Origin of the sequence: Streptomyces sp. NBC_01012, from assembly GCF_045162755.1 — a bacterium.
Taxonomy (GTDB): Bacteria; Actinomycetota; Actinomycetes; order Streptomycetales; family Streptomycetaceae; genus Streptomyces.
In genome coordinates, this window is record NZ_CP108688.1 from 4419692 (window position 1) to 4442986 (window position 23295).

The window sequence follows — 23295 nt, forward strand, 5'->3', positions numbered from 1 at the left end:
GGGCGGGCGCGGCAGCCGGGGAAGCGCGGCAGGCCGTGCGTGCACGGCAGGCTGGGCGGGCGCCGCCGCGCCCGCCCAGCGTTCGTGTGTCCCGCGTGAGTGCGAGTCATGGGATGCCGGCCAGTGGGTGCCGGCAGTGGGTGCCGGTCAGTCCTTGACGCCCTCCTGGACCTCCGTGCTCTCCTGGCCGGGCTTCTGCGTCGGCACGGTCGCCGCCGCGCCCGCGCCCGCGGGGCCCCCGCCGTCCGCGTTGACCTTGTCGATCAGCGCGTCGCGCTCCGGGGTGTCCTCGGGCTTGATGAAGCCGATGACGATGTAGAGCACCAGTGAGATCGCGAGCGGCAGTGCAACCTGGTACTGCAGGGCGACATCCGTCTTCGTCGAACCGTCGAAGTTGTAGTTGGTGAAGTAGAACGCGAGCAGCCCCGCCGCCCAGCTGGTGAGCGCGGCGGTCGGTCCGGACCGGCGGAAACTGCGCAGCAGGCCCAGCATGAACGGGATCGCGATCGGGCCCATCAGTCCGGCCACCCACTTGATGACGACCGAGATGATGTCCTTGAACGTCGGCGAGTTGATCTGTGTCGCCAGCGCCATCGACAGCCCGAGGAACGCGAGCGTGGAGAGCCGTGCGGCCAGCAGACCGCCGCGTTCGTTCCAGTTCCGGGCGGCCTTCGAGAAGACCGGTGCGATGTCCCGGGTGAAGACCGCCGAGATCGCGTTGGCGTCGGAGGAGCACATGGCCATCGTGTGGGAGAAGAAGCCCACGACGACCAGGCCGAGCAGACCGTGCGGCAGCAGCTGCTCGGTCATCAGGGCGTAGCTGTCGGAAGCGTCGGGCTTCTGGGCGTCGACGAGCAGCGGCGCGGCCCACATCGGGAAGAAGAGCACTGTCGGCCAGATCAGCCACAGTGCGGCCGAGAGCCAGGCCGAACGGGACGCGGAGTGCGCGGAGTCCGTGGCCATGTAGCGCTGGGCCTGGTTCCACATGCCGCCGTTGTACTCGAAGGTCTTGATGAAGAGGTACGCGAGCAGGAACGTCACCGTGTACGGGCCGGCCGTCGGGCTCGTGTGGCCGTCGGGCAGCTTGTCCCAGATCGTCCACAGCGAGCTGAAGCCGCCCAGCTTGCTCATGGTGATGACCAGCATGGCCACACCGGCGAAGAGCTGGATGATGAACTGCCCGAGCTCCGTGAGCGCGTCGGCCCACAGTCCGCCGATCGTGCAGTAGAGGGCGGTGATGGCACCGGTGATGAAGATGCCCTGCGTCAGGGTGATGCCGGTGAAGACGGATAGCAGCGTGGCGATCGCAGCCCACTTGGCGCCGACGTCCACGATCTTCAGCAGCAGACCGGACCAGGCCAGGGCCTGTTGGGTCGGGATGTTGTAGCGGTTCTTGAGGTATTCGAGCGGCGAGGCGACGTGCAGGCGTGAACGCAGCCGGTTGAGCCGGGGCGCGAAGAGCTTGGCGCCGATACCGATACCGATCGCGATCGGCAGCGACCAGGTCACGAACGACGTGACCCCGTACTGATACGCGATGCCCGCGTATCCGGTGAACATCACCGCGCTGTAACCGGACATGTGGTGCGAGATGCCCGACAGCCACCAGGGCATCTTGCCGCCGGCCGTGAAGAAGTCGCTGACATTGTCCACGCGCTTGTGCGACCAGAGTCCGATCGCGACCATCACACCGAAGTAGCCGATGAGCACGGCCCAGTCGAGACTGTTCATGTGCCCCCTCCAGGGGTCCGCCTTGTGAACGGGAACGCACTTCGTCAGTACGGCCGTTCAGCGGGGCCCCGCGCGGGAACGGGGACTTCGGGGATTGAACCGCCTGTCCGGGGCAACGGTCAAGGTTTTCACGGTCAGGAATGTGAACGCCGATCAGCAAGGCGAACGATTTTACGTGCTCTTGACCTTGCGGGGCGTTGTCGCGAACGTGACCGCGGCCACACGATGGGCGGGCACTTCGTCAGGCTGTGCAGAGATCGGCATACAAGGCATGTCCCGCGAACGCGGCAGGAACACCCAGGAACGTCCAGGAACGTCGACGACCGCACGGGATGCGGGTCCCGTGTGGCCGGAGGGAGGAGGGGAGCTTCACCTGACAGCGACAATCCGTCGCACATAGTGTGGTCGTCCTGTCCAGGCGCCGGCATCGTCTCACTGTGGCAGCGGGCCGGCCCGTCGCGCGCCGGGAGTGTTCAGGGCGAACTGGAAGCGGCCCGGGACGACTTGCTCACCGCCAGGAACAACGGCGACGAGCTGACCGAGCAGGAACTGCGCGACGCATGGACGGGCCGCGTACGGCGTCTGCTCACCGAGAGGCCCGACATCGCTTCGGACCTGCGCCGGATCCTGGTGGAGCTCGCCCCCGAGGTGGACGACGCGCCGCGAACCGTGCGGATGCGCGCGGAGGCATCCGGCAGCGGCCGGGTCTACCAGGCAGGGCGCGACCAGCACATCAACGAGCGGTGAGCAAGGCCGAGCAGGGCCAGGACCCTCAGCTGGAAGGCAGGGCGTCGGGGCAGGGCCGTGTCTACCAGACGACCGGCAACCAGTACGTCACCGAGAACCACTACCACTATTCGCCCGAGCACCACTCGCCCGAGCACCACTCGCCCGAGGCCGGGCCGACCGAGCACGAGCCGCCCGGTCGTGGTGGCTCCCTCTTCGAGGCGTCCACCCCACGCACGGTGGTCAGGGCGAGGGCGGACCACGCCTTCGACCGGCCTGCGCCCGACTCCGTACGCACCCCGCTCGTGGGCCGGGCGCCCCGGATCCTCAGGGACCGCGCCGACCTGATGGCCCGGCTGACGGAAGCCGTCCGGTGCGAGGGCGCTGGAGGGGTCCATGTGCTCCATGGAATGGGCGGTTGCGGCAAGACCGCCGTGGCCCAGACGCTCTTCCACCGGGTCGCCGGCCAGGAGAACCGCATCGGGCTGTGGGTCAACGCCTCCGAACGGGCCACCCTCCGCGCAGGCATGCTGGCCGTGGCCGCCGACCGTGGAGCGGAGACGTCGGAACTCGCGGCGGCGCGCGACGGGCAGCGGGCGGCGGCCGATCTCGTCTGGCATCACCTCGGCCACTCCGCACAGCCATGGCTGCTGGTTCTGGACAACGCGGATGATCCCGCTGTTCTCGAAGAAGGCGCATGGCTCAGATCAAGCCCGCGAGGAACGGTTCTCGTGACCACGCGTGTGGCTGGATCACGTGTATGGAACGGCGCCGAACTGCACCCGGTGGGTGTACTTCCACTGGAGGACGCCGCACTGGTTCTGCATGATCTCGCCCCGTCCGCGGGCACCGCACACGAAGCGGAGACCGTGGCCCGAAGACTCGAATGCCTTCCGCTCGCTCTGACCTTGGCCGGATCCTTTCTGTCTCGTCAACTGCTGGAGAACTGGTCCATGAGTGACTATCGGCGGCGCCTGGACGAAAATCCCACCGAATTGATCGACCGGGGTGCGGCGCCGGGCAGTTCGGAGCGAAACGCCCGCCAACTCGTGGGACGGACATGGGAGATCTCGCTGAGATCCCTGGGGAGGGCGGCATTCCCGAGGCCGGGTCGCTGCTGCGTCTGCTCTCCTGCTGGAGCTCCGACCCCGTTCCGCTGGCGCTGTTGCGGCCACTCTCGGCGGGCACGGTCGACCTCGGCGCGGTGGAGCCGCAGTTGAGTGGCGACCGGGTGGAGAGCGCGCTCCGGGGGCTGCTGGACCACTCCCTCATCTCGCTCGTGGACTCCGAGGACAGCGGCGAAGCCGTGCGATGCGTCCAGACGCATGGAGTCCTGCTCGACAGTGTCGCGGCCACGGTGCCGGACGATCGGAGGCCGCTCCTTGTCCAGGGGGCCGTGCGCCTGCTCGAAGCGGAGATCCCCGCCGAGGTGGAGGTGGGCGGGGCAGCGGTGGGAGGCCGGGTCCGTGGACTGGTCCCGCATGTCACGCGGCTGCTCGAACTGGTCGAAGACCATGACACCGGAGCCGGAGTGGTCGGGGTCGCGAATCTGCTGGACCGGCACGTTTTCGAAAGCGGCGACTATCAGGCGTCCTTGCATGTGGCGCAGGCCGCCATGAAAACGGCGGACCTGTATCTGGGGGAAGACCACCCGCTGACCCTCGATGCCGGCCACAATACGGCCCTGGCTCTCTTCCGATTGGGGCGGTTCGAGGATTCCGAAGCTCTTCACCGAAAGGTAATCGGCGGACGGGAAAGAGTTTTCGGTGAGGAGCACCCAGAAACTCTGCGCAGTTTTCTGGCCCTGCATGAGCCTCTAGGTCTGTTGGGTCGATTCGTCGAGGGCCTGGCGGTTCTGAGGAGGACCCGCGAAGTCCGCGGACGCATTCTCGGCGAGAGTCACCCGGACACTCTTTACGTCCGCGCGCTGCTCATCGAATATCTGGCCTCCGCCGGTGAGGAAGAGGAATTCAGCCGGGTAGGTCCCGAGACGGTGGCTCTCTGTGAGGAGTTCCTCGGCCCCGACTCGATGGCAACCGTCACGAGTCGCCACACCTACGCCTACGGCCTCCACCGCTTCGGCAGGTACGAACAGGCGGAACCGGTGGCGCGGGCGGCTCTGTCCGACCGGCAGCGCGTGCAGGGTGCTGAGCACCCGCTGGCTCTCTCGGCCGCGATCCTCCTGAGCTGGATCCTGGCCGAGCGCGGGTCGCTGGAGGAGTCGATCTCGTACGCCAGGCTGGCGGTGAACGGCCAGGAGCGGGCGCTGGGGCCCGAGCATCCCTACCTGCTCACCAACCGGACAGGGCTGGCCGCTTCCCTTGCGGCCTTCGGCGAGGTGGCCGAGGCCCAGGCGCTCGCCCGGCTGAATCTGCCGCTCTGCGAACGCGTGCTGGGCACGGACAGCCCTGTCACGGCGAAGACCCGCAGCTTGTTGCCCGCTCCCTGAGTGGGCTCCTGGCGGAGCCCCTGAGCGAGCTCTTGGCGGAGCCCCTGAGTGAGCGAGCAACCCTCTCGGCCAGGACGGCGGACCGGTCGAGAGGGCGTGTGGCTGGCAGTGCTCAGGTGCTCAGTCGGCCTTTCGGCCGGCTTCAGTGCTCTGCGGGTCGGCTGAGGTCCGAAAGAAACACCGACCAGGTGTCGACCGTAAATCCGAGGAGACCGGTGTGCGGATCCTTGGAATCGCGCACTGCCACGGCACCGTGTGCCACGGACTTGATCTCGACGCAATCCCCGTTAACGGCGGAATAGGATGACTTGGTCCACTCTGTCAGCTTGCCTTGCTCCATCAGCGCGCCTCCGATGACTGTCTCGGCCGTTGGGCCGTGTGACGCAGTCGCTGCGAGTCAGCGACTCCAGGAAGGACGCTACGCTGCGACATCATCGAAGGTGAGTACCCCTCACCCCTTTGGGTGAACTATTTCTTTGGGGTCTTCCAGGATGGGCCGGGTAAGGCGTATATTGCCGCCTTCCTTTCGGGATGTGCCCGGTCCGCCCCGCTCAATCGTTTCCGGTTCATTCGTTTCCGGTTCAATCGTCCAGGGCGAGGCAGCTGTCGGCCGCCGCCACGATGAAGTCGCGCGACTGCTCCGCGCTCAGCGCCTTGGCCCGCAGGTGCTCGTACATTACGGCGTAACTCTGGACGTCATTCGCCTTCTCCAGATACAGGTCGCTCGTGACGCCTTCCAGGTAGACGACGCTGGCGTCCATCGCTTCCTGGAATTCGAGGATGGCGAACTTCCCGTACATGCCGGGGTGCGCGCCCACGTCGTACGGCAGCACCTGAAGTGTCACGTGCGGGAGTTCGCTCAGCTCCGCCAGGTGCATCAGCTGGGCCCGCATGGTCTCCGGGTCGCCCACGATGCGACGCAGCAGTGCCTCGTCGATCACCGCCCAGAAGCGCAGAGGGTTGACCGGATCGGTGAGGCGGTCCTGGCGCTTGAGACGGATCTGGATGCGCTTGTCGATCTCGCTGGGCGTGGCTTCGGGCCACATCCCCTCGATGACCGCCTGTGCGTACTCGCGTGTCTGCAGCAGGCCGGGGACGATCAGCGACTCGTAGACCCGCAGTGAGGCGGCATCGGTCTCAAGCCCGATGTACACGCTGTACGGGATGTCACCGAAGGCGTGCCACCAGCCCTGCTGGCGGGAGTCCTTCGCCATCTGCATCAGCGAGTCGACGATGCGGTGGTCCTCGACCTCGTACACCCCGCAGAGATCGCGTACGTCGCGCTGGCTGATCGAACGGCGGCCGTTCTCCAGGCGGCTGATCTTCGACTGCGAGACCAGCAGCCGCTCGGCGACCTCTTCGGCCGTCATGCCCTTGACCTCACGGAGGCGGCGCAGTTCCTGACCCAGCCGGCGTCGCCTGACGGTGGGATTGACGTTGGTCGGCACGGGAAGGGCACCTCCGGCTATGCAGCTGTTGTAGCTGTGCGTATCTGCTTGCTCAGCAGATTGCCACCCGATGCCCTGGCCGCGCTGGGAAATGGCCACACACAATCACCGTGCGCAAGAGCGCGGGGCAGCCGGTGGATCCGGCTGCCCCGCGCCTGGTGCGGCTCCCGAACCGGGTCTTGGGGACTTCGGTGCGGCGGTATTCGGTGCTCCGCGCAAGTGTCCGCGCGGTCGTGCTGTCAGTGGACGGAGGTGTGCGCCATGCTGCCCCGGCGTGCTTGCGCTTGCGGCTGCAACGGCACACCTGCCGTCTGCTGATTACGGCGTGGCTGGACGGCCACGCCGTTCTGGACGTCCATCACGGCATGCGCCACGAGACCGCCCATCGGGTCGTGTCTGATCAGGTCCCGGAGCCGGGAGCGCGATGAACGCCCCTCGTTCCCGGGGTACAGGTGCTTGCCGAGTCCGACCGCGTGGGCCAGTGCGGCGAGCGCCGCGGTCCGTGGGTCCGGCGGTACGCCGGTACGGATCGCGTTGTCCAGCCGGGCTCTGATGTCCCGGCTGATTGCCGTGTCCGTCGCCTGGTAGCGAGTCGTCGGCAGCACTCCGCACATCTGGCCCGCCACGGCATGAACCATGCCGCACCGCTCCAGATGAGCGAGGTAGATCTGGCGAAGCCCCAGCCGGGGTCCGCCGATCCAGTGGACGGCCCGTACCGGACTGCCACGACGGCGCAGCAGTTCCAGTGCGGAGTCCAGAGTCGGATCTCCTGTCGGCCGTGGCATCACCACGGCGATACGATCCCCGTCAGGGGCTATCCGTCCTGCCAGAGCCAGCTCTACTAGCTGTGCCCCGGCCAGGCCGAGGTCGAGCGACTGCGGCTGCGCTGTGGTACCCGTGGTCGGGTCCAGAGCGAGCAACAGAAGCTCCTCCGGAATTGTTCTGCGGCTCCTGCCCATCCATGCCTCCCCGCGTGGATGAATGACAGGGTGACCCCTCTCACATTGGTCTGTCGAGGGTGCCTGGGTGCTTTGTGAGGGAACCGTTAGGTATGTCGTTCTCGTCTAGCGGCTCGGCCAAGGGTTCACACAGGACACTGGTAGATGGTTCGGACAGTGCGGGCATGGTCCCGCGGCATAACAGGGAGGTATCGGTGGCGGGCGAGTCCCCCGGCAAGTCGGAGCAGCGGAAGTCGTCGGGGACGACTTCGGGGACGGCTGAGGAACGCGATCCGCGTCTCGCCGTGTTCCGTGAACCGGTCGCAGCAGCGGGCGGGGATACGGCGGGCGGGACGACGGACACCGCGACGGGCACCACGACGGACGGGGCTGCGGACGGCGCTACGGGCGGCGCCAAGGACGGCGAGGCAGTCGGCGAGGTGGTCGGCGCGTCGGATGCGGACAGCGGGACGGGCAGCAAGACGGCTGTCTTCCGTTTGCCGCGCTCGGCGGAGCCCGACGCGGCCGAGGCCGCTTCCGCGCCCCGGGCGGACGCGGAGGGCTCGGATGGCCCCGTGGAGGCCTCCACGGCCCGCAGGGAGGCCGGAGGGGCAGCAGAGGCGCCGCGAGTACCCGAGGGTGCCACGGTGGCCTCTGAGGCGCCTGTGAGCGCGCCCGAGGCCGCAGCCGGCCCGGACGCCGAAGCGGAGCCGGCGGCGGAAGCGAAGCCCGAAGCGGCGTCCGGTTCCGGTGTTCCGGATGCCGAGGAGAAGCCCGCGACCGGATCCGCGGCCGACGGGGCCGAGGCCACTGACACGGCCACCGCGGATTCCGCATCCGACGCGGAGCCCGCGTCGGAGACCACCCCCGATGCCGGCGGTGAGGGCGGCGCGGATGCCGGTCCACCGGTCGATGCGCGGCTGCGTGCCGCCGTGGCGGCGTGGGTGGCGACCGGGTCCGACGAGGAAGACGCAGCTCAGGACGGCGCGGCCGAGGGCGGGGACAAGCCGTCCGCGGCCGATGGCGCCGCGGCTGACGACAGCGACAACGCCGACGACAACGCCGCCGCCTCCGCCGACGAGACGCCGTCCGAAAAGGGCGATGACTCGACGGATGACTCGACGACGGACAGCGCCGCCGACGCGCCGGCCGCCGACGGTGCTCCGGCCGACAGCGCCGACTCGGCGACGGATGTCCCGGCCGGGAAGGATGCCGAGGCTCCTGCCGATGGCGGGACCAAGGCGGCGGACGGCGCGGCCGAAGCGCCGACCTCCGACGCCGATGCCGCCGCAACCGATGCCGCCGCAGCCGAAGCTTCCGACGCCGACGCCCCCCGCGTCCCGAAGAGCCGCGAGGAGGCCTCTCCGGCCAAGGACACGGCCCCCGTCAAGGGCGCGGCACAGGACGCCGCACAGGGCACGCACGACGACGCACAGGACGACGCGGAATCCGCGTCCGACGGGCGAGGAATCGATCATCCGACGGCCGTCTTCAAGGCGCCGCGCCCCGAACGCCTCGACCAGCCGACGACCGCGCTGAAGCTCCCGCCGAAGGAGAAGGAAGCCGCCCGGAAGAAGCCCGCCTCCTGGGCCGCCAAGCCCTCCGACGACCCCGGGACCGCCCCCGGATCGCCCGCCGAGACCCCCGCCGAGCGGACCAGCAAGTTCGTGCCGCTGCGCTCGGACGACGTACGCCCCGCACCCGCGCCCGTGGCCGGTCCCACGGCCACCCCGGACGCCGCCGCGGGCCCCGGCACCCCCGCGAGCCCCGGTGAGAGCTTCGCCGAGGCCGAGCGGACCAGGCAGCAGCCCATGCCGCCCAGGCCCCCGCTCGACCTGCTCGCCGAGCTGACGAACACCCCGCCGCCCGCCGAGACCCCGGTGCGCACCGCGGTCCGCCGGGTGAAGATCTGGACGCCGCTCCTCCTGCTCGTCGTGATCATCTTTGCGATCGCGCAGGCCGTGCGTCCGCTGCCCGACCCGACGCTGACGCTGTCCGTAGACCCCACCTACACCTTCGGCGGCGAAAAGCTGGACATGCCGTGGCCGGAGGACGGGCAGGGCGCCGTGGAGGTCGAGGGCGTCGGCACCATCGGTGCGTACGGCAAGGAGAAGTCCGCGCCGATCGCGAGTGTCGCGAAGATCATGACGGCGTACGTGATCCTCCAGGGCCACCCGATCACCGGCAAGCAGACGGGCGACCAGATCGTGGTCGACGCGAAGGCCGGCGAGGAGGCGGGCCGTGAGGACGAGTCGACGGCGCCGATCAAGGAGGGCCAGAAGTACACGGAGCGCCAGATGCTCCAGCTCCTGATGATCCCCTCCGGCAACAACGTGGCACGGCTGCTGGCCCGCTGGGACGCCAAGACCGAGGAGGCGTTCGTCGAGAAGATGAACGCGGCGGCGAAGGACCTCGGGATGACGAACTCCGAGTACACGGACCCGAGCGGTCTTGAGGCCACCACCCGGTCCACCCCGGCCGACCAGCTCAAGCTGGCCAAGGCCGTCGTGCAGAACGATGTCTTCCGCGAGATCGTGAACATGCCGCAGGCCGATATCCCCGGCATCGACAAGACGATCTACAACAACAACAACATCCTGCTGGAGCCCGGCGTCAGCGGCATCAAGACCGGTTCGTCGACCCCCGCGGGCGGCAACCTCATCTGGACGGCCGAGACGGTCATCGACGGCAAGACCCGGCGGATCATCGGCGCGGTCATGGGTGCCGATGCCGACGGCACCCTGGACGCCAAGCTGCAGCGAGCGCTACAGAGCAGTCTGGCGCTGATCCGGACCGCCCAGGAGGGCGTCGACTCCGCCGCCGTCGTCAAGAAGGGCCAGGTCGTCGGTTACGTCGACAACGGCGTCGGCGGCCGGACCCCCGTGGTCGCCACCAAGGACCTGAAGGCCGTCGGCTGGGGCGGGCTCAAGGTCGACCTCAAGCTGACCGACGGCGGGAAGACCCCCGCCCAGGAGGCGAAGGCGGGCACCGTCGTGGGCGAGGTGACCGTCGGTACGGGCGCGGGCAAGGTGTCGGTACCCGTCGCCCTCCAGAGCGCGATGACGGAACCGGGCTTCGGCGACAAGCTCACCCGCATCACCTGACGGGCCCGCCCCTTGCCCCGCGCGGGGCAAGGGGCGCCCGTCGTGCCAACAGGGCGGCGCGGTGCAAATGCCGCGTGCTAGCGTCCCAAAAGCAACGGATGGGCGCCGGGACGCGTCCTTCCGACTACGGATGAGGCCCGTGCGGTACGTGGACGGTTCGGCAGGCCCGGGCAAGGACGGGGAGAGTCGCAGTGACTACCGCTGAGCCGACACGGGCAGCCGCTGACCAGCCGGCCGAGGGCGCGTCCGTCCGTATCCCGGCCCAGGCCGCCCCCGGTGACGGCGACAGCGGTTCGATACGGAGCCGCCTCCGACGCCATCCCGTCCTGCTGACGACCGTGGCCGCCGCAGCCGTGCACCTCCTCTGGTTCTTCTTCTTCGCGAACAGCGGCGGCGACATCGCCGCCCAGGACGCCTGGGCCGAGTTCGTCGGCCGTCACCCAGGCACCGCGTACAACCTCGCCTGGTACGGCGGCATGCACCCGGTCTCGTACAGCGTGGTGTCGCCCTATCTGATGTCGCTGCTCGGGGTCCGGTCGACGATGATGGTCGCGGGCACGGTGTCGTCGGCCCTCACCGCCCTGATCCTGGTGCGGGTGCCCGCCGTCCGTAACCCCCTCGCGTGCGCGCTCGCCGGAGTGTTCGCGTATCTGTGCAACGCCCTGTCCGGCCGGGTGACGTTCGGGCTCGGCACGATGCTCGCGCTCGGTGCCGTCGCCGCCGTCTTCTGCTGGCCGCACCGCTGGCGCCACCGGCGTTGGGCCAAGGCCGCCGTCGCCGCGCCGCTGGCCGGGCTCGCGACGGCGAGCAGCCCGGTCGCCGGGCTCTTCCTCGGCGTGGTCGCCGCGGCGCTGTTCCTGCACAAACGGCGACCCGGGGCGTACGCGCTGGGCCTCGCCCCCGTCGCTGTGGTGGTCCTGTCCGCCTGGCTGTTCCCGTTCTCCGGCACGCAGCCGATGGCGATCGGCACGCTCTCGCTGCCCTTCCTGTACGCGGTGTTCGTGTTCTTCCTGGTGCCCCGCGACTGGCGCACCGTGCGGACGGCCGCCGCGGTCTACGGCGCCGGGACACTGCTGACCTATGTGGTCGACTCGCAGATCGGCTCGAACGTGTCGCGCATGGCGATGCTGTTCGCCGGGATCGTCCTGCTCGCCGCGCTCCCGTACACGGCACCGCGCACCCGCCGCTGGTACGCGCTGCTCATCGTCTTCGCCGGGCTGAACTTCTGGATCGGCTTCAAGGGCGTCGACGACATCGTCCGGACCGCCCCCACCGCCTCCTGGAACCGTGAACTGGCCCCGCTGGTCAACCAGCTCCAGAAGGTCGGCGCGGAGCGGGGCCGGGTCGAGGTCGTGCCCGCCAGCAGCCACCGTGAGGCCTCCGCGCTCACGCCGTACGTGAATCTGGCGCGCGGCTGGAACCGGCAGGCGGACATGAAGCGCAACCCGCTCTTCTACGACGACACCCTCAACGCGGTGAACTACCGCGAGTGGCTGGACCGCTGGGCGGTGCACTACGTGGTGCTGCCGACCGGGATGCCGGACTCCGGGGGCGAGCAGGAGGCGGGGCTCGTCGAGGAGGGGCAGCCGTATCTGAAGGCGGTCTGGAGCGATGCCAACTGGAAGCTGTTCCGGGTCCTGGACCCGGTGCCGCTCGCCGACCCGCCCGCGACGGTGGAGCGGGCAGGCGACGACAAGCTGACGATCCGGGTGCAGTCGGCCGGCCGCGTCCTGATCCGTATCCCGTACTCCCGTTGGCTCGCCGTCGTGGACGACGACGGCAAGAGTGTGGAGCGGCCGCAGGAGACGGAGGCGTCCAAGAAGCGTTCGGAGGAGGACGGGGACGCCCCGAAGGACTTCACCAACGACCACGGCTGTCTGATCAAGGTGGAGGAGGACGGGGACGGCGACGAGTGGACCGAGCTCCTCGCGCCACGCCCCGGCGTCTACCGCTTGGCGGCCCCGTACCAGCTGCAGCCGGGCACCCCCTGCCCCGAGGAACTGCGTCCGTAGAGGGGGAGCCCACAACTGCGCCCGTCGAGCGGGAGCCGCAACTGTGTCCGTAGCGCGGGAGCCGCGCGGCGGGCGGGCGTCATGGGACGGCCGCTCAGTCGAGGCAGAACTCGTTGCCCTCGATGTCCTGCATCACGAGGCAGGACTCGTTGAAGTCATCGGCGGTGAGCAGCTCCACGCGCGCCGCGCCGAGCGGGATCAGCCGTGCGCATTCGGCCTCCAGCGCGGCCAGCCGTTCGGCACCCACGAGCCCTGTACCGACCCGGACGTCGAGGTGCACCCGGTTCTTGACGACCTTGCCCTCGGGCACACGCTGGAAGTACATGCGCGGGCCCACGCCCGTGGGGTCCATGCAGACGAACCCGGACCCCTGACGCTCGGGCGGCAGCGAGCGCTCGTAATCGGCCCACGTGGCGAACCCCTCCGGTACGGGCGGCACGACGTACCCCAGCACCTCGCACCAGAAGCGGGCGACGCGCTCAGGCTCCGCGCAGTCGAAGGTGATCTGAACCTGCTTGATCGACGGCATCGGACCACCATAGAGGCGTAGCGCTTTCGAGCAGACCTGTTTTTACGGCTGCCCTTGCCCGTCCGCGCGGCGCGGCGGCGTGGATACGCTGCGGACATGCACGCGGTGGAGAAGAGTGATCTGACGGGGCGGGCACGGCTGCGTGAGGCGGCGCTCGAGTTGTTCGCCGAGCGGGGGTTCGAGGCGACGTCCACGAGGGCGGTGGCAGCCGCGGCCGGGCTGTCACCCGCGCTGGTGACACGGCACTTCGGGTCGAAGGACGGGCTGCGGGCCGCGGTCGACACGTATGTACTGGGGCGTATCGACCAGCAGTTGGCGGAGCTGGACCCGGATCCGGGCGCGGGGCTGATGGAGTCGCTCGGTGAGGTGTCGGCCCGGCTCTTCGGGGCGGATCCGGTGCTGCGCGGGTATCTGCGTCATGTCCTGCTGGAGGAGAGCGAGGCGAGCGCGGCCTTGTTCGGGCGGCTGCTGAGCGGTGCCGGTGCGGAGCTGGAACGGTTGTCGGCGGCGCACGGAGGCAGGGGCCCGGGCGCTGCGGGCACTCGCGGTGCTCGGGGTGCTGCGGGCACTCCGGGTGCTTCCGGCGCTCCGGGCGACGAGTGGGCGCCGTTCCAGCTGCTGTGTCTCATCCTCGGGCCCCTGCTGCTCGAGCGGGTGATGCAGCCGAATCTCGGTGAGCCGATGTTCGCCCCGGAGGTCCTGGCGCGGCGCAGCGCGGCCAATCAACGGCTGCTGACGCGGGGGTTCTACGGCTACCCGGAGGACGAGGACGGGTGCTAGCCCCCATGCGGGGTGTACACGTGTTGAGGATGCTGTATGGATGTACACATTCGCATACGACGCCCCGCGGCCCGGGACGGACTCGGCCCACCGGCTCGCCTGGCTGGACAACCTCCGGATCGCCCTGACGCTGCTGGTGGTCGTCCACCACGCCGCCCAGCCGTACGGCCCTTCCGACTGGTGGTACGTCGAGGGCCAACCCCGAAATCCCGTGCTCACCACGCTCTCCGCGGTCGACGGAGCGTTCTTCATGAGCCTGTTCTTCTTCGTGTCAGCGGTGTTCGTGCCCGGCTCGTACGAGCGGCGCGGTGGACGGTCCTTCGTGAACGGCCGACTGGTGCGGCTCGGCATCCCGGTTCTGGTGGGTGCGCTGACGATCGTGCCGACCCTGATGTACGCCTACTACACGCACTACCGCGGCTACCCTCCACTCTCCTTCGGGCGCTACTTCACCGACGTCTACCTGGGGCTGGGCGACAAGCCCGCCGACTGGACGGGTCCCTCGTGGCCGGATCTCCAGTTCGGGCACCTGTGGTTCATCCAGAACCTGCTGGCCTACACCCTCCTGTACGTACTGTGCCGTCAGGTGGCCCGGCTGCTGCGGCGTCGCGACGGTGCCCGTGACCGTGACCAGGTGGGAGCGGCGCCCGGGCATCGGGCGCTGCTCCTGCTGACCGCCGGGATCGCCGTCGCGACGTTCCTGATCCGGCTGAGGTACCCGCTGGACGCCTGGGTGCCGGTCCTGGACTTCCTCCAGGTCGAGCCCGCCCGGCTGCCGCAGTACGCGGCCTTCTTCGCGCTCGGTGTGTTCGCGCACCGGCACGACTGGCTGCGGCGGTTCGATGCCCGTACGGGCTGGGTGTGGCTGGCCGGAGGGCTCGTCGGGGTGGGGCTGCTGACGGCTGTCGGCGCGGACGCCTCGTGCGCGGGCACCCCGTGCTTCGGGCCGGGCGGGCTCGACGGCTCCTCCGCACTGTGGGCCGCCTACGAGAGTGCCCTGTGCGTGTCGCTGTGCGTCGGACTGCTGACCCTGTTCCGCGAGGCCGTCACCGGCAGCGGTCGGCTCTCGGCGGAACTGGCGGCCTCCGCCTACGCCGTCTACATCATCCACCTGCCCCTCGTGGTCACGGCGCAGTACTACCTGTCGGGGCGTGGGTTGTCCGCGACCACGGCGTGGGCGGTGGTGTGCGTCATCGGAGTCCTGGCAGCGTTCCTGCTCGCGGCCGGGCTGCGCCGACTGCCGCTGCTGCGCCGGGTCTTGTGACGAGCCCCGGCGCATGTCCTGCGAGCCGGAAGCGCGGCGTCACGCCGGCTGGAGCACCGCACAGGAGCAGTGGCGGAACTCCAGTCCGAGTTCCTGGTCCACGGCCGCGCTCGACCGGGTGGCGGCCTCGGCGACCTTCTCCCAGGAGCCGTACTTCAGATACAGCTGGTCCGCCGTCGGGCCGAGCGGGTTGCCGTACTTCTTCTCGTTGCGTGCCTCCAGCTCCGCGACCTGTTCCGGGGTCATGCCGGCGCGGACGACGTCCTTGGCATCGTTGCGCATCCGGACGAGAGTGCGGGCGATGTCCTGTTCCGAGCGCCCCTCCGCGCGCATGGCGCACTCCGTGCGCTCCATGTCCTCCAGGAGGTCGTGATAGCGCATCCGCTGGTCGCGGGCGACCTCGCGCTCCTCCGGCGTCTCGCTCCTGATGAGGCACACGACCGGTTCCGGGCTGGTGCAGTGACCGTGGTCAGGGGCCGCCTGGGAGACAGGAGCGACGACGACCGAACCGCAGCCGGCGAGCGACCGGCACGGGTGCGTCACATGCGGGGCGGCATCGGCGGAGGTCGACTGAAGAGGGAGGAAGGCGGCCAGGGCGACCAGGAGCGTAGGGATCACGCGGCGGGCCGGCGAGCGCAGAGTGTTCGGTGACATGCGCTCATCGTTCGGCGAACCACAGTGATGCCGAAGCATGTCGCGGCCGACAGTCCCGCGCGGGCGGCCGACTCCACTCGGCCGAGTGAACCGAGGCGTCAGGAGACACCGCCCGGTCCACCCCTCCGTACCGGTGCGGGCAGCCCGTGCGGGTGGGAGCCCGCCGTGCTGTACTGGCCAGGTGGAGCGAAAGCACGCACTGGCATCGGTCGTCCACCTGAGGCGACCCGGTGGGGCGGCTCCGGACAGCGAGAGTGCCCGGCGCGCCGAGAAGGTGCGCACCAGGGTCCGGCTGATGATCGAGATCACGGCGCGGGCCGGCGCGTACCGCAAGGGCCTGGTGGAGGCCGCTCGCCGTCTCAGCCCGGAGGAAGCGGTGATCCTCTCGGATCTGGAGCGCCACGGACTACAGGTGCCCCAGTTGCACGATGTGCTGTGCGGCGGCCATGTGCTGGTGGACGAACCGCGGCTGTACGAGGACTGGCGGTTCGCCGACGTGAGTCATGAACGCCTGTCCAGCCACCACCGTGACATCGACAAGACGCTCTATCCCGACATCGGGATGCGCGGGGACGTGGTGCGGGAGAAGCTGCACGGGCGCACCGCCCAGGGCACCTGGGTGCAGTTGGAGAAGACACCGGCCGCGTTCGGCGGGCGGAGGCTGCCCAGCGTGAGCGACCTGCGCCACCTCGTGGACTACGTCGTCTACCGGATCACGCGCAGCAATGTCGGTCCCTGGGGGCTGTCCCGGATGACCGAACGGCGACCGCTGTACCTGTCGCCGTTCCTCGCCGTGCCGACGTCCCTGTCGCCTCCCGTCGCGCGGGTGCTGACCCAGGCGCTACGGCGGATCGAGGAGGGCGACGACGTCACCGCCGTTTCCGCGGACCTGGCGGCCCGCTTCCCGCCCCCCGACCGGCAGGACCTGGCCGGCGAGCTGGGGCAGTCGCTGTCCGGCAGGGCGGGCCGTGGGCTGTTCGGCAACTCCGAGGTGTGGGTGACGGAGACCCTCTCGCGCAGCGCGGCCGCGGTGCTCAGGGAGAGCCGTGTGCCGCCCGTGGTGGACCTGTTGCAGCCGGGAGGGACCTCATGAGCGACGACGAACAGCGCGATGTCCCCCCGGCGGCTCCGTCGGACGCGGGCGCGGCGTCCGCCCCGGAGGGGCTGGTGTCGGCCGTGGTGAACCTGGTCGACACAGGACCGGTGCTGCTCGGTGCGTACACCATCGCGGAGCTCACCGCCGTGGACGCGATCGTCGACTTCCTGGAGGCCAGACCGGCGGACGACGTGATCGCCGAGGCCGTCCGCTCGCTGGCGGCCCGACAGCTGCTGCTGGCGGGTGACACGGGCGAGGAGGTCCAGGTGCAGGGAGACCTGGGCATCGCCGTGGCGTTCCAGCAGCGGGCCCGGAAGGTGCTCGACGCCCGTACGACCGGGACGGGGCCGGGTGAGCCGTGGCGGATCCTGTTGCTCCCTCAGCCCGAGCGGATCTGCCTCATGGTCCGCATCGACGCGCTCGGGGTGCACCAGCTGGGGCTGTACAAGATCGACGAGGCCCTGAACGCGCTCACCGAGTGGCTGCCACGGGGCTCGGTGGCGGACCGTGGCGAGTCAGCGGACACCGAGGCCGTACTCGCCGAGTCGGAGCGCTCCGCGCTGATCACCGTCACCGACTACACGGCGCGGGGATCGGCCGAGACCGCGGGCAGCAGCAGGGACCTGGTGCTGGCCCGCAGCGGCGGACGGCTGCACGTCCTCGCCCGGGACCCCGACGACCGGGAGAAGCTGGTGCCGGACCCCGAGGCGGGCAAGGACGACGTGCGTGAACGACTCGTCGATCTTCTGAGCTGACACGACGACAACTCGCCGGTTCTGGCGTGTCGATGGGGAATGTCGGGCACCGTGTAGGGGAGACGAGCCCCGCGCCGACCGGCCGGAGCTCCCTGTACGTCAGGAGATCCATGTGGCCACACCACTGTCTGCCGCAAAGTTCCTCGCCGCACTGAAGGCCGAGGGCGTCACCGTCGTCGAGGTGGGCAACTGGCGCACCCACAACCGTGCCGGACACGGCGCATGGGGCCCGGTGCACGGGGTGATGATCCATCACACCGTCACGAAGGGCACGGCGAACACCGTGAAGATCGTGCGCGACGGATACGCGGGCCTGCCGGGACCGCTGTGCCACGGCATGATCGCGAAGGACGGGCGGGTGCACCTCGTCGGTTACGGCCGGGCGAACCACGCCGGCCTCGGCGACGACGACGTACTCGCCGCGGTCATCGCCGAGCGCAGCCTCCCCAAGGACAACGAGGCGAACACCGACGGCAACGCCCGCTTCTACGGCTTCGAGTGCGAGAACCTGGGCGACGGGAAGGACCCGTGGCCCGACGTCCAGGTCGAGGCGATGGTGCGGGCGTCCGCCGCACTCGTCCGGGCGCACGGCTGGGGCAAGCAGGGAACGACGTCCGTCATCGGACACCTGGAGTGGCAGCCGGGGAAGATCGACCCGAAGGGCGTCAGCATGGGCGGGCTCCGGCGCCGGGTCGCCGAGCGCCTGGAACACGCCGCGTCATGGTCGCGCCCCACCACCACCGCTACGTACACCGTCGCGAAGGGCGACACGCTCTGGTCGATCGCGGCCGACAAGCTGGGCGACGGCGCCCGCTACACCGAGATCAAGAGCCTCAACGGCCTCACGTCCGACACGCTCACGGTCGGCCAGAAGCTCAAGCTCCCCAAGAAGTAACCCGGTGCCGGTATCGCCTGAGCAGTGTGGGTGCGGCCCCGGCTGCCGCACTCACACCCGCACCCGCACGCTCAGGTGGGAATCACCGCCTGCGCAGCTTGCGCCGCGCGAGTACGCCGACCCCCGCGAGGACCACGCAGCCACCGAGCGCGCCGGTGACCACGACGCCGACGTTTGTCCCCGCGTCGGGTGCGGCCTCGTCGGGCACCGGCCCGAACAGGTCGAAGGTGCGTGCGTTGTTCGTGGCGTCGAGATCGGCGTGGTCCGCCTCGGTGTCGCCGATCTTGAGCGTGGCCCTGGCCTTCCCGCCCTCCACGCTCTTGGCCCCGCGTACCTCGAAGTCGAGGGTGTAGGACTCTCCGGGCGCAACCGTCCGCAGAGGGCAGGTGTAGGTGAGCCCCTGGTGCCGGCAGACCGGCTCGTACGTGTCCGTATCGATCTCCTCCATCGGCTCCTTGTGCACCTCGGTGCCCTCCGGCAGCGTGAGGACCAGCGAGGCGCTCCCGCCGCCCGGTCGGCCGGGGCCGTCGTTGCGCAGCCCCACCCGTAGGCGGCGCCCGTCGCTGTCCGCGGCGGAGAGGTCCGACACGAGCACGTAGTCGGGGTGATTGGCGATGCGCACCGTCGTCCAGACCTCTTTCTCCTCGCTGTACTTCACGTCCTTGGAAGGCGCCGCACGTACCTGCGGGGCGAGCGCAGGGCCGGTGCCCGCACTCGGGGTGCCGGACAGGGAAGGGTCCGACGTCGAGCGGGAGGAGCCGTCGAGGCCCCCGTTGTCGGCACCAGTGCCCAGGAGCTGGACGGTGGCGCGGAAGAAGGAGCCCATCGCGGTGCGTGAGCCGCCAAGGACGAGCCAGTTCGCGACGTGTGCTTCTTCGCCGGGTTCGATGCGCACTCCGGGGAAGCGGCACGTCACGATCGTGGTGCCGCGGTGGGCGAGGTAGTCGCACGACCGGGAACGCTGGACCGGACCCATTGCGCCGTCGACCGTCGCGGTGACGGCGAAGCCGTCCGCCGGCAGCTCCCCGGTGTTGCGGACGTCCAGCGGAGCAGCGTGCCGCTTGCCCGAACCCATGCGAACAGGGTCCTGTTCGCGTAGGGCAAGGATGGGGCCGCCGACCGCGATACGGGTCGTCGCCCGGCTCACACCACCGTCCGCGTTACGGAAGGTGATGTGCAGTTCGCCCACGTCCCCGGGCTTGCTCGTGGGCGCCGCGCGGGGCAGAACACGGGCCCCGTCGGTCCAGCTGTCGTACGCCTCGCCGACATGGCACACCACTTTGTGGTCCGTCCCCGAACAACTGGTGCTGTACCCCTTGAGCCGCAGCACGCCGGAGGAGCCGGTGACGTCCATGGTGAGCGTGGACTCGTTCCCGACACCGCGCGGCACTCCCCGGTCGTACGTGATGAGGAGGTTCTTCTCGCGGTCGGGACGCGGCTTTCCGCCGTACGGGGCCACACGGAACGACGCGGGTGCCGAGAGCCGTAACGCGGAGCCGTCCCTGTCGGCGGGGCCGGTACTCGGCAGGAGGACGTACAGACCGAGCAGTGCGAGAACGCCGACCAGCAGGACGAGACCAGGCAGCCGAGCGCGGGGTGCGAGGGAGCGGCGGCGTGGAGCAACAGCTTCTGAGGCGGGCATCCCTCCAGTCGAACAGCTCGTGCCCGCGTCGCGATCACTGTCGTATGACAGAACAGCGACGGTTCCGCGCTCACGCGAAAGGCCCCGGACGAGAGCCCGAGGCTGATCGACGTGGTGGCTGAACAGCGGAAGCGGCGCTTCGGTGGACGTGGGGCAACTGCCCTGTCGGGAGCCTGCCAATCCCGTGGCTCTCTGTATGTTCTGTCTTGGTTGTGGGGCACGTCTCAAGGTCGGCAGGACGGCACGACAGACGGGTCGTAGGGACTCGCGCATGACGTTGAGACCAACCCCGTTGTCGGATGAACTGTGTGGCTATCTGGTCGAGCAGGGTTCGCCGCCCGACACAGTGCAGGCGGCGTTGATCGCGGAAACCGCCACCCTCGGACATGAGGCACGCCTGCAGATCTCGCAGGACGAGGGCAGGTTCCTGACCTTGCTGGCCCAATTGATGGGCGCCAGGACCGCACTGGAGATCGGCACGTTCACCGGGTACTCAGCCTTGGCGATCGTCCGTGGTCTGGGGCCGGGTGGTCGGTTGACCTGCTGCGACATCAGCGAGGAGTGGACCCGGATCGCCCGCCGGCACTGGGATACCGCAGGTGTCGGCGATCAGATCGACCTACGCCTGGGCCCGGCTCTGGACACACTGCGGTCCCTGCCCGGTGAACCCGCGTACGACTTGGCGTTCATCGACGCCGACTACCTCAACTACACCGCGTACTGGGAAGAGGTTGTGCCTCGGGTCAGGTCCGGTGGTGCGATCCTCGTCGACAATGTGCTCTACCACGCCAGGGTGATCGACCCGGCAGACACCGCCGACACCACTCAAGCGGTGCGAGACCTCAACGAACGAATCCGCACCGACGATCGTGTAGAGGCCACCATGATCGCGATCGCGGACGGGCTCACTCTCGCTCGCAAGAGATAGTCACCCAGCTCCCACCCCGACCTGCAGACCCGCGCCCGACAGCCAAAGCAAAGGGCCAGTCCGAGGGAATCATGCCCCTGAACTGGCCCTTTCTGCTGTGCCCCCGGCAGGATTCGAACCTGCGACACCCGCTTTAGGAGTTCGATCCGAGTTGGCTACGACTGCTGTCGTCGCTGCGGACGGCCACCGGACAGAGTTGCTGGCGTACGCTCCCGTCCGGCGTCGTTGATGTCGGCTGTTGATGTCAAAAACCGAAGAAGTGACGCGGCGGGTTCCTGACGTGCAGCGACACAATCAATCAACGTTGCGACCTGCAGTTGCGATGTCGCCGATTGTCAGTGGTGGTCATCATTGAGCGCCCTCCCACGGCCCACAGACGGCCCGGGGAGGGCGCTCCTTCTTTGAGACTGGTGACCCCTCTGTGCTGACCGTAGTCAGGTGGTCGGCCGGGATCACCGAGTTGGTTGCAAGGCTCTACCGCCGGGTGTCTAAGCTGTCGTGTCGCCGCAGCGGATAGCAGGGTCATGGGGCCGAGACGTCTATGTGTCTGCCCGGTCACTCACACCCGCAGGCTACGTCTCCGATGGTGTTGGCGATCCTGTGTTTGCGCTGAGCCAGGGGTCTACACCGTCATTGCGGGCTTCAGGCAAAGGAACCTCTCGGCGGAGTTGCTCGTAGTCTCGCTCATGCTTCCTACGCGCTTTGAACATGTTGAACTGAGCGTGCAGAACGTACAGGTAGTCGAGTAAGGCCTCTGCCAGAGCTAACCCATCGGCTGCATCCTCTCGGGTCACAAGTGTGCTGCTGTAATGTGCCCCCTGGTTACCTAGGCTGCGGAGTTCCTGAGCCCACTCGAACAGGCGTCCATCGATCTTCCCTTGGTCGCGCATCTCTTCAAGCATCTTGAACAGGGGTTTCGGACGGCGACCAGTAGCCTCGATGACCATTCCTTGTTCGACACAGACTGCCTCTAATACGCGTCGAACCATCACGGCAGTCGCTGTGTATGCCTTCGCTGAGAAGCAGCGTCGCGCTTCGGAGTGTGTGCGTTGGAGTTCCGCCGGCACATGCACACTCAAGGGTCGTTGCTGCTGGGGCCAGAGAACACCAGGCTCTCCATCCCACCCATCTCCGTAGTCCTCCTCTACGGTTAGGTACGGCTTCTGGCACTTACCGCAGCGGACTAGCTCAAGCAGGTAGGGGGGGCCATCATCGCAACTGTCGTCCAATGCCTCGCCTAACACGGATGCCAAAGCTGGCTTCTCGCAGTGCGGACAGTTGACAAGCACATCCGTGCCAATTCGTGTGGTCATGGAGGTGATTCTTCACCAGGCAGACGGTCGAGGTGAGCTATCGGCCGAAAGAGCCTCTGATGCCGACGAGCGCAATCCGCCGGACTGCGGACTTGACCCACCACCTACCCAAGCTCCCATCCCGTCCGCCTTCGACCCACACGTCGTGGAGCGGCCGTGGTTCAGGGCGTCAAGGTGGAGCGCGCCACTGTACGAACGACCTTGACGCCCTGGGCCGCGACTGCTCGGCTCTGCCTGGGTCGAAGGTGGTCGGGATGGGAGCCCCCACGACGCTCACCACGCTCCGGCCGGCACTCGCGAACGGCGCCCCGTCCATCCCGGAGTCTGAGCGCCCCCGCCGGAGGCATCGTCGTGAAGCCGCGGGCTTGGTTCTCGTCTCATGCCCCACGGGCCTACACAGCGGGCGCGCGTCGGCGGGCAGCGCCGAGCGGGCCGAAGGCAGGAGCGCGGGCGCAGCCAGAGCCGGGAAGCGCGCCCGGCGGAGCGGAGCGCAGCCGGGTGCCTTGATGAGGTAGAGAAACCTGTAACAACTCCGTGTGCGTCGGGCTGTCAGGTGCTCGGCATGGCTGCGCCACGATCCTCACCGTGGCCGGCGTGGCTCCTCGCGTCGTGATGGAGATCCTCGGTCACAGCCAGTCAGCATCACGATGGACGTCTACACGCATGTCGTCCAGGACACGCAGCGCGGGGCAATCAGCCATATGGACCGGCTGCTCAAGAGGCGGCCCAGCTGTGAGTGACTGCCGCCGTTGATGTCAGGCGTAGATGTCAAAGGCCACCTACCGAGATCGGTAGGTGGCCTTTTCCCTTGTGCCCCCGGCAGGATTCGAACCTGCGACACCCGCTTTAGGAGTGGGATCGAAGTCCTGCCGGGGGGTGCCTGAGTCTGCCGCGTGGTGCTGTCCTGCCTGGTCAGAGCCACGCGGCTTCGTAGTCGGTCCGGCTCGTGATGCCTTGTGCCGGACCGTCCGCTCACGCATCGCTCACGCATTTCGGCCTTCCGGCCGGCGTCTCCCATCAAACGTCGTCAC

General features: G+C 68.9%; 19 protein-coding genes and 1 pseudogene. 12 read left to right on the plus strand and 8 right to left on the minus strand.

What is annotated here, in order from left to right; translation table 11 throughout:
* Nucleotides 1-147: 147 nt before the first annotated feature.
* Nucleotides 148-1731 (minus strand): sodium:solute symporter family protein, encoded by a 1584-nt coding sequence (locus tag OG623_RS19960; protein WP_406148136.1) that lies wholly within the window; start codon nucleotides 1729-1731, stop codon nucleotides 148-150.
* Between the two features lie 504 nt (nucleotides 1732-2235).
* Between OG623_RS19960 and OG623_RS19965 the strand changes: the two genes are divergently transcribed.
* The 3 genes from OG623_RS19965 to OG623_RS19975 are packed head-to-tail and all read left to right on the plus strand — an operon-like array spanning nucleotide 2236 to nucleotide 4906.
* Nucleotides 2236-2478 (plus strand): hypothetical protein, encoded by a 243-nt coding sequence (locus tag OG623_RS19965; protein WP_406148137.1) that lies wholly within the window; start codon nucleotides 2236-2238, stop codon nucleotides 2476-2478.
* Nucleotides 2475-3677, plus strand: coding sequence for an NB-ARC domain-containing protein (locus tag OG623_RS19970; RefSeq protein ID WP_406148139.1), 1203 nt, complete (start codon nucleotides 2475-2477; stop codon nucleotides 3675-3677). The genes OG623_RS19965 and OG623_RS19970 overlap by 4 nt, the downstream gene beginning before the upstream one ends.
* Complete coding sequence (locus tag OG623_RS19975; RefSeq protein ID WP_406148140.1) at nucleotides 3662-4906, plus strand: tetratricopeptide repeat protein; 1245 nt, start codon at nucleotides 3662-3664, stop codon at nucleotides 4904-4906. The genes OG623_RS19970 and OG623_RS19975 overlap by 16 nt, the downstream gene beginning before the upstream one ends.
* Before the next feature lie 142 nt (nucleotides 4907-5048).
* Here OG623_RS19975 and OG623_RS19980 read toward each other — a convergent pair whose 3' ends face one another.
* From OG623_RS19980 to OG623_RS19990, 3 genes are all read right to left on the minus strand, one after another.
* Complete coding sequence (locus OG623_RS19980; protein WP_406148141.1) at nucleotides 5049-5246, minus strand: DUF397 domain-containing protein; 198 nt, start codon at nucleotides 5244-5246, stop codon at nucleotides 5049-5051.
* Between the two features lie 241 nt (nucleotides 5247-5487).
* Complete coding sequence (locus OG623_RS19985; protein WP_362889968.1) at nucleotides 5488-6354, minus strand: helix-turn-helix transcriptional regulator; 867 nt, start codon at nucleotides 6352-6354, stop codon at nucleotides 5488-5490.
* Between the two features lie 239 nt (nucleotides 6355-6593).
* On the minus strand, nucleotides 6594-7313 hold the full coding sequence (locus OG623_RS19990; RefSeq protein ID WP_356709848.1) for a GPP34 family phosphoprotein: 720 nt from the start codon (nucleotides 7311-7313) through the stop codon (nucleotides 6594-6596).
* Between the two features lie 194 nt (nucleotides 7314-7507).
* On the opposite strand from OG623_RS19990, the gene OG623_RS19995 reads away from it, so the two are divergent.
* The gene (locus OG623_RS19995; RefSeq protein ID WP_406148143.1) at nucleotides 7508-10396 is read left to right on the plus strand and encodes a serine hydrolase; all 2889 of its coding nucleotides are present in this window, start codon (nucleotides 7508-7510) and stop codon (nucleotides 10394-10396) included.
* 191 nt (nucleotides 10397-10587) lie between these two features.
* Entirely contained in the window at nucleotides 10588-12408 is a 1821-nt protein-coding gene (locus OG623_RS20000) for an MFS transporter (protein ID WP_406148144.1), read from the plus strand.
* Between the two features lie 94 nt (nucleotides 12409-12502).
* Here OG623_RS20000 and OG623_RS20005 read toward each other — a convergent pair whose 3' ends face one another.
* Nucleotides 12503-12937 carry a VOC family protein gene (locus tag OG623_RS20005; protein ID WP_406148145.1) on the minus strand — a complete coding sequence of 145 codons (435 nt, stop codon included), beginning with the start codon at nucleotides 12935-12937 and terminating at the stop codon, nucleotides 12503-12505.
* Nucleotides 12938-13033: 96 nt separating this feature from the next.
* Here OG623_RS20005 and OG623_RS20010 point away from each other — a divergent pair, with 96 nt between their 5' ends.
* Both OG623_RS20010 and OG623_RS20015 read left to right on the plus strand, forming a co-directional pair.
* Entirely contained in the window at nucleotides 13034-13717 is a 684-nt protein-coding gene (locus OG623_RS20010) for a TetR/AcrR family transcriptional regulator (protein ID WP_406148147.1), read from the plus strand.
* A gap of 40 nt (nucleotides 13718-13757) precedes the next feature.
* The gene (locus OG623_RS20015; protein WP_406148148.1) at nucleotides 13758-14981 is read left to right on the plus strand and encodes an acyltransferase; all 1224 of its coding nucleotides are present in this window, start codon (nucleotides 13758-13760) and stop codon (nucleotides 14979-14981) included.
* A gap of 39 nt (nucleotides 14982-15020) precedes the next feature.
* Here OG623_RS20015 and OG623_RS20020 read toward each other — a convergent pair whose 3' ends face one another.
* Complete coding sequence (locus tag OG623_RS20020) at nucleotides 15021-15635, minus strand: hypothetical protein (protein ID WP_406148150.1); 615 nt, start codon at nucleotides 15633-15635, stop codon at nucleotides 15021-15023.
* A gap of 181 nt (nucleotides 15636-15816) precedes the next feature.
* Between OG623_RS20020 and OG623_RS20025 the strand changes: the two genes are divergently transcribed.
* The 3 genes from OG623_RS20025 (at nucleotide 15817) to OG623_RS20035 (ending at nucleotide 18381) form a co-directional block, all read left to right on the plus strand.
* Nucleotides 15817-16728: a hypothetical protein gene (locus OG623_RS20025; RefSeq protein WP_406148152.1), complete on the plus strand. Its 912-nt coding sequence runs from the start codon at nucleotides 15817-15819 to the stop codon at nucleotides 16726-16728.
* The gene (locus OG623_RS20030; protein WP_406148153.1) at nucleotides 16725-17486 is read left to right on the plus strand and encodes a hypothetical protein; all 762 of its coding nucleotides are present in this window, start codon (nucleotides 16725-16727) and stop codon (nucleotides 17484-17486) included. The genes OG623_RS20025 and OG623_RS20030 overlap by 4 nt, the downstream gene beginning before the upstream one ends.
* 112 nt (nucleotides 17487-17598) lie before the next feature.
* Complete coding sequence (locus OG623_RS20035) at nucleotides 17599-18381, plus strand: N-acetylmuramoyl-L-alanine amidase (protein ID WP_406148155.1); 783 nt, start codon at nucleotides 17599-17601, stop codon at nucleotides 18379-18381.
* 82 nt (nucleotides 18382-18463) lie between these two features.
* On the opposite strand, the gene OG623_RS20040 is transcribed toward OG623_RS20035, so the two are convergent.
* Nucleotides 18464-20023 (minus strand): hypothetical protein, encoded by a 1560-nt coding sequence (locus OG623_RS20040; protein ID WP_406148157.1) that lies wholly within the window; start codon nucleotides 20021-20023, stop codon nucleotides 18464-18466.
* Between the two features lie 271 nt (nucleotides 20024-20294).
* Between OG623_RS20040 and OG623_RS20045 the strand changes: the two genes are divergently transcribed.
* Nucleotides 20295-20951, plus strand: coding sequence for an O-methyltransferase (locus tag OG623_RS20045; protein ID WP_406148158.1), 657 nt, complete (start codon nucleotides 20295-20297; stop codon nucleotides 20949-20951).
* A gap of 572 nt (nucleotides 20952-21523) precedes the next feature.
* Here the strand turns inward: OG623_RS20045 and OG623_RS20050 are convergent.
* A complete protein-coding gene (locus tag OG623_RS20050) occupies nucleotides 21524-22264 on the minus strand; it encodes a DUF4145 domain-containing protein (RefSeq protein WP_406148159.1) in 741 nt (246 codons plus the stop codon).
* 540 nt (nucleotides 22265-22804) lie between these two features.
* On the opposite strand from OG623_RS20050, the pseudogene OG623_RS20055 reads away from it, so the two are divergent.
* Nucleotides 22805-23004 (plus strand): annotated as a pseudogene (locus tag OG623_RS20055) (tyrosine-type recombinase/integrase); the annotation flags it as partial.
* Nucleotides 23005-23295: the final 291 nt, after the last annotated feature.

Coding starts and splice junctions, on each gene's coding strand:
- OG623_RS19960 (WP_406148136.1), bottom strand. CDS start 1,731: ATGAACAGTCTCGACTGGGCCGTGCTCATCGGCTACTTCGGTGTGATG.
- OG623_RS19980 (WP_406148141.1), bottom strand. CDS start 5,246: ATGGAGCAAGGCAAGCTGACAGAGTGGACCAAGTCATCCTATTCCGCC.
- OG623_RS19990 (WP_356709848.1), bottom strand. CDS start 7,313: ATGGGCAGGAGCCGCAGAACAATTCCGGAGGAGCTTCTGTTGCTCGCT.
- OG623_RS20005 (WP_406148145.1), bottom strand. CDS start 12,937: ATGCCGTCGATCAAGCAGGTTCAGATCACCTTCGACTGCGCGGAGCCT.
- OG623_RS20010 (WP_406148147.1), top strand. CDS start 13,034: ATGCACGCGGTGGAGAAGAGTGATCTGACGGGGCGGGCACGGCTGCGT.
- OG623_RS20015 (WP_406148148.1), top strand. CDS start 13,758: ATGTACACATTCGCATACGACGCCCCGCGGCCCGGGACGGACTCGGCC.
- OG623_RS20020 (WP_406148150.1), bottom strand. CDS start 15,635: ATGTCACCGAACACTCTGCGCTCGCCGGCCCGCCGCGTGATCCCTACG.
- OG623_RS20030 (WP_406148153.1), top strand. CDS start 16,725: ATGAGCGACGACGAACAGCGCGATGTCCCCCCGGCGGCTCCGTCGGAC.
- OG623_RS20040 (WP_406148157.1), bottom strand. CDS start 20,023: ATGCCCGCCTCAGAAGCTGTTGCTCCACGCCGCCGCTCCCTCGCACCC.
- OG623_RS20045 (WP_406148158.1), top strand. CDS start 20,295: ATGACGTTGAGACCAACCCCGTTGTCGGATGAACTGTGTGGCTATCTG.
- OG623_RS20050 (WP_406148159.1), bottom strand. CDS start 22,264: ATGACCACACGAATTGGCACGGATGTGCTTGTCAACTGTCCGCACTGC.